The organism is Chelatococcus sp. HY11 (assembly GCF_018398335.1).
In the GTDB taxonomy this organism is placed as follows: domain Bacteria; phylum Pseudomonadota; class Alphaproteobacteria; order Rhizobiales; family Beijerinckiaceae; genus Chelatococcus.
In genome coordinates this window covers 773,232-785,577 of sequence record NZ_JAHBRX010000001.1, presented here as the reverse complement: position 1 = coordinate 785,577, position 12,346 = coordinate 773,232, and the positions used below count along the sequence as shown (strand labels likewise).

Sequence of the window (12,346 nt, the reverse complement as noted above, 5' to 3'; positions counted from 1 at the left end):
CTTTTACCGGCGCCCGATGGCCTGGCGTTCAATCGCCACGGTCTGCTTGTTGACCGCCGACGCCGTCGCGCGCGACGCTTCGACGTTCTGGCCAAGGAGCTGCTGGACGACGCCAGTGAGGTTGGCGACTTCACTCCGAAGCGCCCGGATCTCCTCCTTGGCGCTGTCGTCATTGGCTGGCGCGCGGCCGGTGCGCATCGCCTCGAGAACGGGCAAGTTGGCCCGCGTCTGATGCGCCGGCATGACATATTCACCACCCGCGAGCGCGATGTTGCCGCCGCCTGCGTAGCGCGCGATGACGCTGTCGACGTCAAAGATGCCGTTGCCGATCAGCCCACCACGGGCATAGGCCCCGACGATGCCGCCGAGACGCATGGCCCCGGCTGCCTTCGCATCGGCGAAAGCCTGGTCGAGCTGCGACGTCGAGAGATCCGACTTCACCCAGAAATCAAGGCCCGCCTGATCGGGCTGGCGGCCGAAGTATTTCTGGTAGAGCGAGGTGACATAGGCCGTGCGCTGGTCGGGCGTGCCCGTGCCGTTGCCGATCTGCGCCGCCTGCGCCGCCGCCAAGGCGGCCACCGCCGCATTCAGCTTCTCGATGCCCGCCGCCACCGTCAGCACGCTGTCGTTGACGGTGAGTAGGCCGCTGACCTGCGCGTCGAGCGCCGAGAGCTGCGCGCGGGCAATGTCGAGTTCCGATTGCGCCTTGCTGCCGACAGCCTCAAGGGTCGACTGCACCTCCTCGAAGATCCGGGCATAGACCTCGTTGAAACCGTAATAGGCCTTCGATTCCTCCAGATACCGGCGCGCTGCGTCGGCCAGCTGGTCCATCGCCGTCTGATCGCCGGCAAGGGCCTTCGCTCTCACGTCTTGATAGAGCGCTTCGGCTTCTTTCTGTTGCTGACGATCGTTGTAAGGCGACAACGCGTCGTCGAAGCGCAGATCATTTCTGATCTTACGAATAGATGCGGAGACGCCCTCCAGGCGGGTCACAATCGCTCTGATACTTGACGCCTGCTGCTCATAGGCCCGCTGAAGATCCGAGCGAGCGTCATCGACCGCGCGCTGCGCTTCGTCGACCTTCTGCTGTGCCGCGCGCGCCGCCTGTTCGGCCGCCTGCTGCTCAGCCGCTTTGGCCTTGGCCGCGAAGTCATTGACGATCTTCACGCGCTCGGCGGCAAGGGCAAGCTCGAGATCGGTGATAGCCTGCCCGCCGGCCTTCACTTCCGCTTCACGCTCGCGCTGCGCCTGGCGGTCGAAGGCCTTCAAGGCGCCTTCCAGCGTGCTGTTGTCGTTGGCCGCGTTGAAGATGCGATCGTAGTAGCCTTGCTGGCGCTGGGCGATGGCAGCGAGGTCGTTGCCCATGTCGGCGAGCGCCTGCGAGAACTCCTTCACGACGCCGGCCAGCTCCGGGAACTGCTGCACGAGGGCGTTGAAGGCGTCGCCCGCGAGTTCGGCGCCATTGACGATCTGCTGGGCTTCGGCCGCGAAAACCTTGGCCGCGAGCGCGCCATCGAGCCCGAGCGCCGCCGCATCCGACAAATCCTTGCGGTACTGCGCGATCTGATCGCTGATCTCATTGATATAACCGCGATCACTCGCCTCATTGAGGCGCCGCTCAAGGCCATCGGTGAAGGCCGACCGCAGCCGATCCATTGCCGCGCCGACGCGCTGGTTGATGGCGTTGGCGGCATCTTCCGCCGACATCCCGAGATCCTGAAGCACCTTCGACAGGCCTGCTGCCGTGCCGTTGATCGACTGGATGGACTGCTGCACTTCCGTGAGCGTCTTGGCCTGATCGAGCATCGACAGAGCGTAGGCGATCGAGGCATCCCGGGCGGCGTCGATCTGCCAAGCGCCATCCCCGAAGGCCGTTTTCGTATCGGCAATGAAGGTCTTGGCGCTGTCGCCGAACTGCTTCACCGCGTCGGATGCCTGCTTGAACGGACCCTGCGCCCCCAGCCCGGCGCGCAGTTCCTCGATCGTGCCGTCAAAGTCAGCCCGGAATTCGTCCTTCATCCGGCTGACGAAGGTGTTGTAATCGTTCTGCAGGGCGATCAGCTCATCGACATGACCCGCATTGACGAGCACCGGACCCAACTCGTTGAGCTTGTCGATGCCGGCTTGAATCTGCTGCTGGATGTTGCCAAGGTCGTCGCCGCGGAAGAGCTGCCCAAGCTGCGCGACTTGCGGCTTTGCGGCCTGGTAGTTTTCTTCCGCCTGGCGTTTGAGCTCGTCCTTCCTCTGCTTCTGCGCGGATGAGCCGCCGAGGAAGCCCGAGCCCCCACCAAGAACGCCGCCGATGATCGCGCCGACAATCGGCCCAATCACAGGGATAGCCATCCCCGCCATCGCGCCACCAAGCGCGCCGCTAAGCGCTCCCGTCGCAGCTCCCATCATTGGGCTTCCGGAAGACAAGCCGCTACCATAAGCAGCGCCAATGCTAGCGAGCGCTGTGATGCCACCCATCAGTTCCTTGCCGCTAATGCCGGTACCATTGATGAGCCCCGCCGCCGCTTCGTCGCTGGTGCGCGGACCGATATAATTCCCGAAGTCCTTCAGGCCATCGGACGTCCCCTTCGCGATCGTCTCACGGAAGAGCTTGACATCATTGCCCATCAACATGCCGACGAGCCCACCCTGCTGGCCCTTCTCGGTCGCGCTGGCGCCAAGAATCCCGGCAAGAGGCCCCTCACCAGTGAGAAGCGCCTGAAGGCCTGATTTCAGGAACGTGTCCGCCAGGCCCTTCAGCGCGTCTTCCAGCTTGCCGGAGCCGGAGATCAGGTCGCCGATGAAGTTCTCGAAGAGGCCACCGACGAATTTCTGCGCCTCCTGGATCTCTTTCAGCGCCTCTTTCGCGTCCTCAAGGCGGCGCGTGGCGCCAGCGAGACCATCGCCGAGCAGGTCCCATTCCCGCCGCATATCGGCCGTGACTTCGATGCCACTCTTCTTCGCGGCCCGTTCAAGATCGTGGGCGAGCTTCAGCTTGATCACCGCATCGGTGGTCTGCCCGACATAGCGCCGCTCCATCTCCAGCTCTTCGATACGATCCTGCGTGCGTTGCAGCAGGTTCTCATAGGCGCTGGCGGCCTCCTTCGCGCCCTTGGCGGCGCCACCCGCGGCCTTTCCCGCGGCGTCGGTCGCCCTCGCGAGGGAGCCCATGGACTTCGCCTGTTTGTCGGCCTCCATCATGGACAGCCGGCCGGCGAAGCGCTGATTTTCGGCGCCCGCGAGCTCGTAGGCGGATTTGAGATCAGCGACCGGCTTCACCAGGCCCTTCACGGCCTGGGCGGCTGAGCCGACATAGTCGGTGTTCATCGCCGTGGTGAAAGCCTTTTTCGCGGCCTCGCCAACGTTTCCCAGGGCCTCGGAGGCGCCGGACTCGAAGCGCTTGAACTGGACGGTGCCGACCTCCGAAAGGCTGCCGCCCACCGTGTTGACGGCGCGAATAATGGCATTGATCCAGCCAATGGCGGTATTGACCATGGTCTCCAGGCCGGACAGCAACGCATTACCGGCACCGGCGCCCAACTGGCCAAAGGCCGCCGGCAACTGGCCCCATGATGCGACAACCGCCTCATAGGCTCCGACGAAGCCGCCAATCAGGCTGTTGGCAAGATCAGCAACGAGCGCGTCAAGCTTTGGGCCGAGCAGGTCGGTCATGAAGTCATCGAACTGCTGGAAGTATCCACCCAACTGCGACGATGTCGCATCCGCCCCCGTCTTCGCGCCACCGAGAATGCCGCCGCCGAGCGCGCTTAGTGACTCAGCCCATTGGCGCAGATCCTCCACCTGCTTGATCACCCGGGTGACGATGCCGGCGACCTCATTGCCGATCTGCGTCCCGGTGCGGGTGATTTCGGCGAGCACGGCGCCTATTCCCCGCGCCAGATCCCCGTTCGATGACAGGAACTGCGCGAGGCTGTCAGCCGCCTCCTTGACCGCATCGGAAAAGCCGCCGCGCCCGATCTCCCGCTGAAAGCGAGCGATCGCGTCTTCCGCATTCGACAGCGCGCCGCCGAGTGTCTTCATCTGCTCGTCCATGGCGCCGGCAAACTTCTGGTTGCCGATGTCCTGGAGATATTTCGCGATTTCCGCCGAACTTTTGCCGACCGTCTTGCTGACGCCCTGGAAGGTAAAGGTAACCTGTTCACCGCTTTGCTTGGCGCGGATTCCGAACTCCTTCAGGCGCTCAAACTCTCCGGTGACGGCGTCGGCAACCGCCTCGATCATCTGCATGATGGGCTTGCCCATGGCGGATGCGGTGTTGCCATAAGAGGTCAAGGCGTCCTCGCCCGCCTCGAGCCCGAGGGACTTCAGCCGGATGAAGGCTTCGGTGACCTGTTGCAGGTTAAATGGCGTTCGCACCGCGAAGTCGTCAATAAAGCCCATCGCGGTCTTGGCATTCTCCGCCGAGCCGGTCACCGTGCGCAAGGACGCTTCCAGATTCTCGAATTCGCGCGAGACGGCCAGAACCGCCCCCGGCGACAACACCTGCGTGATGCCGGCCGCGGCGGCCGCAGCGGCCGCGAAAGCGCCGCCCAACAAGCCGAGCCGGGCACCCAGCCCGCCAACGGATGCCGCATAATTATCGTTGTCGGCGCGCAGCACGGTGAAGCGCTGCTGCATCAACCCCATCACACGGTCGTATTCGCGCGCGTCGATGACGCCCTGCTCAAAGGCGCGATCGAGCCGCGCCTGCCCGGAGGCCAATTGCGACTGCGCGCGGAACTGCTTGTCAACCGAGGTCAGCAGGCGCTTGTAGGAGCCCTCGGCGCTGAGAATGCTTTTGGAGGCCTTATCGGTTGTGATGGCGACGACATCAGCGGACCGCCCCACCTTTTCCTGACTGGCGGCAACCTTTTCGGCATCGCTGATCGCCTTTTCCGCCCCTTCCGAGACGAAATGCAGCTCGGAGCGCGCGACGGCCCTTGCACTCGACAGATCCATGGACGGCTCCAAAAGAAAAGGCCGCCTCGGGAGGCGGCCTGCGTGATCCGATTTTCAGCAAAGGTATACCCGTGATGGTCATACCTTTGGCCCGCGGCTGCTTAGCCGCAGCGGTATAGATCGCCTGTCATCGTAGCGGCCGTGCCGAAAGCATTGAGGGATGGGCCTTGCGTAAGAGCGTCAGTGGCGCCGGCCGAAGCAGCGGCGTTTCTGAACTTCGTCACAATGTCCTTCTGGATCGTCACCGCATTAATGCTTTCGAGGTTGTGAATGCCGACCGTCTCCTGCCGAATCAAGGAGCAGCCCCTCACTTGCTCGACATTCGACGTAAGCCTAACAGTCTCAGCGCCCGGCTTCGCGGCCACACACCCCACCAACGCCAACGGCGCGACAACGACGATCCAACGCATCATCACCCCCAAGTTTTGGGCATGCTAGCGACGCGATCCGCGCGGGATCAAGTCTTTCCGCGCGGTTTCGCCGTCAGCTCCAGAAACTTCGCGTCCATGGCGCGCAGGGCGCGGCGGAGAAAGTCGCGCTCACCAAGCGTGTCGAAGCCGCAAAAAGCGGCATAACGGGCAATCGACGAGAAGGGAATCGGGCCGATCCCGAAGGCCACGGGCCGGTCTGATGCCAGCTCGTTGAAGGCCTCGACGATCTCCGCTTCCACGGGGTCAAGCTCCGGCGCCAGCAGATGTTCCGGCACCGGCTGGCCGATCCGCTCGAAATTGGCGATCAGGGCGTCGTGATGGCGGCTCCACCCGTGCTGCCATTCGACGTAGGCGCGGAGTTTCCCAGGATATCGTCGTCCGCCAGCGCGTCACCATTGGCGACTGTGTTCGCCGCCCAGGACACCGCATCGCGGAACAGGCGATAATCCGGATTCGTCAGATATTCGCGGGCCTTCTCCTTGCTGTAGGGGACAGGCACGCCGCCGTCATCCAGATTGCGCCAGTCGAGCAGAATGGTCTCGATCATCGCTTCCGTGGCGATGGTCTCCTGCAACTGGGGATCGATGGAACCGTCGCGATGCCGGGCACCCTTGGGCAGCGCGCGCTGGCGCCTGGCGATATGGCGCTTGAATTCCGCACAACCGAGGCCGCGCACCTTCAGTTCAAGGTCATCCATCTGCGGGATGTCCTTCACCCATTCGCCGCCCTCGATAACGACGCTGTCTACCTTCGTTGATTGCATGTCCATGTGATGATCTCCTTGTCACAGAAAGGGTGGCGGAAGGCGCTGTGACCCGCCTCCCGCCGGTCGCGAGGGATCCGTCCGGGACCTCACGACGTCGGTGCAGCCGGGTTACGCCGGCAGGTAGTGGAAGCGCTGGACAGCCATCGTGTAGCCAAGCGTCGGATGGCGGATGGCCTGGTAGTTGGCCGACAGCATCACGTCGGCGTTCTTGCCGCTGACGGCGGGGGCGCCTGACGAATACTTGAGGCGCGGGAGATCGACGAGGATGGACTGCCGGGTGCCGTCCTGGCGGCCGAGCACCATCGTGAAATTCGACGGCGCATTCGCCAGCACCTTTTCGTAGACGGACTTGTCGCCGAAGTAGAATTCCTGCGTGCCGGTGACGGTGAACTCGCCATTGCCGATGCCGACCGCGCCGAGATAGCCGACCGCGTTCTGGGCGCGCAGGTTGTTGTTGATCTCGATGGTCGCCGACATGACGAAGTTGGGGCCGGTGACTTCCACTCCACTAATACTGATGCGCCCGACATTCGATGAGGTGTTGAGCACGTCACCCACGTCGGGAGTCACATCCGTCGCACCGGAGAGCCGGGCGGACAGGATCTCCGCCGAACGCCCGATATAGGACTTGGCATAGGTGGCGATCTGTTGCGCCGGCGCGCTGATGCTCAGGGTGTTGAGCTCCAGCCCCCGGAAATACTCGTAGGACACCGGGGAATGGTCGAGATACTGGCGCTCGAAGGTGGAGGGCAGCTTGGTGGTGCCGTTCTTCAGGAAGTCGCCGGCAAACAGCTGAATGGTCTTGCCGGTGCCGGCATCGGCCGTCCATCCGGCCGGGACCTCGTCAAAGCTGAGCTTGCCCGCGGCAATCGCCGCAATCCGCGCCCAGCCGTTATTCGCCGCCGGCGCGAACTGCGCGCCGACGGCCGCGCCGCCGATCTTCACCCACTCGCCGACATTGAAGCCGAGCGTCGTGAAGTCGAGCGCGGCCGAGGTGAGGCCGTTGCCGCCGGCGGTGACCGCCGCGAGATCCGCCGCCGCGCCCTCGATGCCGACAACGCGCACCTCGGCGCCAACCGGGATCGGCGCGCTCTCGGCCGCAAAGGACGCGGCCGGAAACACGATCGAAGTGGAGGTTGACGACGTCACGCGGGCGATCTTGTTGTTGCCCGCGGTCGGCATGCCGCTGAGCGCCGCCAGCTGGCCGGTCTTGAAATTGGTGCCGCCGGAGGCGACCGTCAGCGTGGTCGCCGAGACATCGGAGATTTCCGTGTCGGCCGTTGCCACCACGATCGCCGGCCTGTTCACCCAAAGGTTTTGCAGGGCCTCCTCGAAATCCTCATCGGCCGCGCCGAAGGCGAGCTCACCACCGACATCGCCGCCGACCTGGAGGCCGACGAGGATGAGATCGGCGACCTGGCGATCGGAACGGATGATATTCGAGGTCACGGTCTGCGGCGCGGCGTTGAGGCCGCTGGAGGTCTGCGGGATTTCCTTGAAAGCGGGATTGGCCGGCGTGGTGCCGGCGACGGACTCACGAACCTTGGACAGCTTGACGCGGTTGGTTGACTGAAGTTCGGCCATACGAGCCTCCATGCGTGGTCGTGCGGGAGCCGCAGGCGACCCGTGAAAAGCGGGCAACCCGCCCGCCGGTGAAAAGGGGGAAAGCGCTTAGCCGCGCGTGTCGGCGAAGTAGGGAACGGCGAAGGAGACGACGCAGTAATTGCCGTCGTAGTTGCGTTCATCGAGCGTCGGCGGCGACGGCGCCCAGGTGGTGACGCCGCCGAACTGCTTGGCCTGGAAAATCAGCGCGAGTTCGTCCGCCCAGGCCAAGGCCTTGGCGGGGCCGGCGCCGCGCTCGGTGTGGAGGACAAAACGAAAGGCACCTTCCTCGCGAAAGACGTTGTTGCCCGGCGCGCCGATGGTGATCTGATCACGGTTGGCGACGGGATACTGCACCGCGAGATAGGGCGAGGCGTCGTCCGGCGCCGTCGCCTCCTGGTTGATGCCGAAGACAGGGCAGCGCGACCAGAGAGCGGCAAGACGGGCCTCAACAGCATTTACAACAAGCTGGCTCGGCATGATTACCTCAACCGAATGACGATAGCCGGCTGCCTCAAGGACTGCTCGCGCCGCTGCGCGGTCCGATCCTCACCCGTGGCCGTGAAGCGCCCAGCACCGAACTGCCCACGCGCGATGCGCTTCACCACGCGGGCGGCCGGCTGGTATGCGAGCAGCGCCCCATTATCGAGCGCGCGGAAGCTGTACTTTATGGCGGCAATGTTTCCGAAGCGCCGCGCCGCGAGTGCGGCAACCGCCTCATAGACGCCATCCGGCGCCTGATCGGATTGGCCCCGCTCAATCTTACGGGCATAGGGCTGACTATTGACGAAGACGTACTCGCCAGCTTCGGGCACCTTCGCGCCGGCTTCGATCGGGACACCGTCAGCCAGAAACAGGTGGGACGCCCGATAGTCCCCTGTCAACGCAGGCGAATGCAGCACGAGCTGCTCGCCTATCCAGGCAAATACACCCTCATAAAGATCGAACTCGAAAACGACCGTCCCTGTAGGCTTCACGCTTTCGAGGGGAGCGCCTTTGCGGCCATCGACGTAAGTTTCATGCTCAGGCACCCGTCCGGTGGCCCTGCGGTTTTGTTCCTGGGCATCGGCAAGAACCTGCCGGGCGACATTGGCGCGTATCTTGGCCGTCGCTTCCGCCGAAACGCCCTGCTTGACGAAGGCGACGACATCGCGGTTGACAAATTTGGCGCGGACACGGACGGCCATCAGCCGACCGCCCCGATGCAATCAAGCTCGATGCGCACGACCTGTCCATCGATCCGCTTGAAGCGCGGCAGATCCACCGTCCGCACCTTGCCGTCGATGACAATCTGATCGAGCTTCTTCGGCAGGCCAGGCAGGCCAGTTGGCGAGAGAATGACGACGGCCTTGACCTGGGACACGCCATTGCCGGCGACAACCGCGTCGCCATCGCGAACATGGGCGCGGCATGCGGTATCGGTCGGCGCCGCGGGATGCGGATTGATCTGGCGGAAGGTGACAGGCGTGCCGGCGCGGTCAATCGCCCGGTCGAGCGCGGCTATGGTCGCGGCGGCGAGGCTCATGACATCCAGACCCTATAGGGTGAAAGAAGCTTCTCGACGGCGCCGCCAATCACCTTGCCGGCAGCTTCGGAGACAACCCATTCGCGGTTGAGGACGCCCTCGACATCCTCACGCTTCAGGAATAATTCGCGCCCGACATCGAGCAGTTCGCGCACGCCGAGTTGCACCGCATGGCGGATCGGCGCCGGCACGGTGCTCTTGCCGTCGACCACGGGATATCCGGCCCTGAAGGTGATCCTGACGGATTCCTCGCTCGCCTGCGCCCGCGGCCAAGGGGTCCCATAGGTCGGCGCCAGGCGCGCGATGCCCGTGGCCCCAGCCCCGCCGATCACGCGGTAGTCGGCGGGATCAACGGTCTGCTCGACGCCATCGGGATCACGGTACTTGACGCTGACCACCTCGATGAGAGGCGGGTAATAGAGCATGAAAACGGGCGAACAGACCCAATACAGGCCGCTATGGCGCTGCTCCAGGGTCTGCTCGCCCAAGGCCCGGCCAAGCCAGCCATCGGGGCCGTCCAGTACTTCCGTCGCCGCGGCGATCAGCGCGTCGAGAATGTCGTCAGCGATCTCAGGGCCAATGGATAGCTGGCTACGCGCCTCAGCCGCCGAGATGATCGGGGCCGGCGGCGTGATCACGGCAACGGTCATGTCAGGCGCCGCCTTCCGACAGCTTCGCCTTGATCGCGGCGATGATATCCGCCTTGAGCTTGGCATCGCCGAGGTCGATGCTTTTTTCAGCGGCCAGCGCCTTCAGGGCGTCAACCGTCATGTCTTCGATGTTGACGCCGCCCTCGTTGCTGGACGGGGATGTGACTGGCGCGGCGGGGCGGGGCGGAGTCGCGCCATCCAGGCGAAGACACCCCGCCGCGATCAGACGCGCCGCCTGATCTTCATCAGGTTCCGGGTGAAATTTGTCGCCTGGGAAGAAGCGCTTCCCACTCCGCACGTCGACGCACTCCGCCTTGACTACGTAAGGCATTGGATGAACTCCCGATGGAATTAAGGAATGGGGCGTTGCCCAAAAGGGCGTTGACGACGCTACGCGGGCGGGTTTGCTGCGGGCGCGTAACGCAGCCCGCACTTCAGCGCGAGCATCGAAACAAAGACGTTCCCGCTGTTGTTGGCGGGCGTGATCGTCAGCCGCACATAGCGCTTTGACCCGACATACCCGATCTTTCGCGTCTCGTTATCGTCGTCGAAAGCGAACCCCGCCAGCGCTTCAGTGCCAGTGAGGTAGGCGTCCGGCACCGCTGCCGCATCGGAGAGATTGGCCTGGTCACCATGCTCAACGAGGACCGTGAAGGTGGCGTCCGCATCGGCCAGCGCGCCAAGCATCAGAAGGAAGACGAGCCCCTCGGCGCCAGACACGTCGATGATCTGGGACACGATAGGGGTATTGTCGGTTACAGCCGCAGCAGGGCTTATCGCCCGTACGGGGTGAATGGAACTTGCAAAGTCGCGCATCGCACGATTCCTTCGTCAGAGATAGAATTGATGAGATGAGCCGAGATTTATCTCGGCTTCACGTCGACTAAGCCGGGACGTCGAGGCCAACAAACGGCGACACCGTGTATCCGTTTTCTTCTTTTATTGGTGCCGTCAGCCAGGGGGCACCATCAACATTCCAGAAAATCTTAATGACCGTCTTGTTTGAGGTGAATTTTACATGCTCTGAGGTCGCCACGAACGGGCCAGAGCCATCCTTGACCAGGTAGTACGAGAGGTCGGCAAGAAGAATATCTCCCTTTGTGCCGAGGCTCGGGGCGCGATTATTCCAGCGCACCGGGTAACCAAGCAGAGTGCCAGCGAAACCTTCTCGCGCATTGGGATGCCAAATCAGGTTTCCAAGGTCGTCCTTCAGCGTGGCTATATCCACCAGGGCAGACTGCGGCATAGACCAGATGGGTTGGCCGCCGCCACGCATGAGAAGCTTGCCGACCATCGCCACGAGGTCTTTGTAGACCACGTGGTTTGCGCCCACGCGGTTAACATAGGCCGTCGCCCCGGCATTCAAGACGCCGAGAGGCTGGTGCACGCCACTTCCGCGCAGGAATGCAAAATCCTCCGCCGATGCAACCGCGCCGCGCAGCAGCCGCTCCACGAATGCACCGGCCGCCTGCCAATTTCGCAGCAGCTTGTCCGTGATGGTGACAAAACCGGCCACCTCGTGAGGCGTCAGGGTGATTTCCCTGAGCTTGGCGTCCGTCTCGGGCTTCTCCTCGCCCTCGCCGATCCACTTCACCTCGACGCCGCCATACATATTGGCCGGGTTTGCGCCGGTCTGATCGAGCGCGGGCATGGTTACGCCCGCATCAGGCGGAGATCCCGCGGGGATGATCTGCGCCCTCGGGCGGACAAGCGCCTCCTGCGGGGGGACCTCAAGCAGAACCTGGCGCAGTTGTGGCGGCACCATGAACCCGCCGGATGCGTCGTTATCCATCCGCATCTCGGAGCGCAGGCCATTCTCATCCGCCTGAGCGCCAACACCCTCCACGAAGTTCAGGCGCTGATCGTTGGGATTGAACCGAACCGCATGCATGAACTCGCCGAAGCTCTCGAATTCACGCGAGGCCTCAGGTCCGAGGGAGCGAACAATGCCCTGGTGTCGAGCGGCTGCTGGGACAACCGCATCAAGCGCCGCGGTCGAGCTGGCAAGCTCTTCGCTGCGCTGAATGCGGTTATCCAGACTGGCTTTCCGAGCCTTCAACTCGTCATAGGACGCCTGTTCCTCGGCACTGAGGTCGCGGTCCTCCGCTTCGGCGCCAGTAATCAGAGCGCGCATCTGATCGACCACTTCGACGCGCTGTGAGCGCAGAGCGGCAAGGCCAACCGCGGTGGCGGCCACGAACTGATGATCAAAAAACCCGGAGGCCACCCTGGCGGGCATCGCCGGATCGGCGACCACGAAAGCGACTGTGCACGCCACGGCGAACAAGCTGAAAAGCGCCACACCAAACGGCGCAGAAAGACGGCGGGTCAGCATGGTGCTGTTCCTTTTGTCGAGAAGAAGCCGGCCCAAGAAAAACCCGCCTGGGCCGGCGGCCAGGCGGGTCAAAATCCCTTCGGGGAA

The 12,346-nt window shown here is 63.7% G+C and carries 11 protein-coding genes; all 11 read right to left on the bottom strand.

The features are described 5' to 3' along the window. Positions 1-3: 3 nt before the first annotated feature. Positions 4-4,950, bottom strand: a complete 4,947-nt coding sequence (locus tag KIO74_RS03880; protein ID WP_213330700.1) for a tape measure protein — start codon at positions 4,948-4,950, stop codon at positions 4-6. A gap of 457 nt (positions 4,951-5,407) precedes the next feature. Beyond that, positions 5,408-5,668: a phage tail assembly chaperone gene (locus tag KIO74_RS03875; protein WP_502762099.1), complete on the bottom strand. Its 261-nt coding sequence runs from the start codon at positions 5,666-5,668 to the stop codon at positions 5,408-5,410. A 17-nt stretch (positions 5,669-5,685) separates the two neighbouring features. After that, a complete protein-coding gene (locus KIO74_RS03870) occupies positions 5,686-6,150 on the bottom strand; it encodes a phage-derived protein YdaY family protein (RefSeq protein ID WP_213330696.1) in 465 nt (154 codons plus the stop codon). A 105-nt stretch (positions 6,151-6,255) separates the two neighbouring features. Next, entirely contained in the window at positions 6,256-7,731 is a 1,476-nt protein-coding gene (locus KIO74_RS03865) for a phage tail tube protein (RefSeq protein WP_213330694.1), read from the bottom strand. An 87-nt stretch (positions 7,732-7,818) separates the two neighbouring features. Next, positions 7,819-8,229 carry a phage tail terminator-like protein gene (locus tag KIO74_RS03860; protein ID WP_213330692.1) on the bottom strand — a complete coding sequence of 137 codons (411 nt, stop codon included), beginning with the start codon at positions 8,227-8,229 and terminating at the stop codon, positions 7,819-7,821. 2 nt (positions 8,230-8,231) lie between these two features. Beyond that, entirely contained in the window at positions 8,232-8,936 is a 705-nt protein-coding gene (locus KIO74_RS03855; protein ID WP_213330690.1) for a hypothetical protein, read from the bottom strand. Next, positions 8,936-9,274, bottom strand: coding sequence for a hypothetical protein (locus KIO74_RS03850; RefSeq protein WP_213330689.1), 339 nt, complete (start codon positions 9,272-9,274; stop codon positions 8,936-8,938). The genes KIO74_RS03855 and KIO74_RS03850 overlap by 1 nt, the downstream gene beginning before the upstream one ends. Beyond that, the gene (locus KIO74_RS03845; protein WP_213330687.1) at positions 9,271-9,924 is read right to left on the bottom strand and encodes a head-tail connector protein; all 654 of its coding nucleotides are present in this window, start codon (positions 9,922-9,924) and stop codon (positions 9,271-9,273) included. Before KIO74_RS03845 ends, KIO74_RS03850 begins: the two co-directional genes overlap by 4 nt. A gap of 1 nt (position 9,925) precedes the next feature. Then, entirely contained in the window at positions 9,926-10,255 is a 330-nt protein-coding gene (locus KIO74_RS03840) for a hypothetical protein (RefSeq protein ID WP_213330685.1), read from the bottom strand. 59 nt (positions 10,256-10,314) lie between these two features. Beyond that, positions 10,315-10,740: a hypothetical protein gene (locus KIO74_RS03835; RefSeq protein ID WP_213330683.1), complete on the bottom strand. Its 426-nt coding sequence runs from the start codon at positions 10,738-10,740 to the stop codon at positions 10,315-10,317. A 67-nt stretch (positions 10,741-10,807) separates the two neighbouring features. After that, on the bottom strand, positions 10,808-12,259 hold the full coding sequence (locus KIO74_RS03830) for a phage major capsid protein (RefSeq protein WP_249730846.1): 1,452 nt from the start codon (positions 12,257-12,259) through the stop codon (positions 10,808-10,810). Positions 12,260-12,346 lie beyond the last annotated feature (87 nt).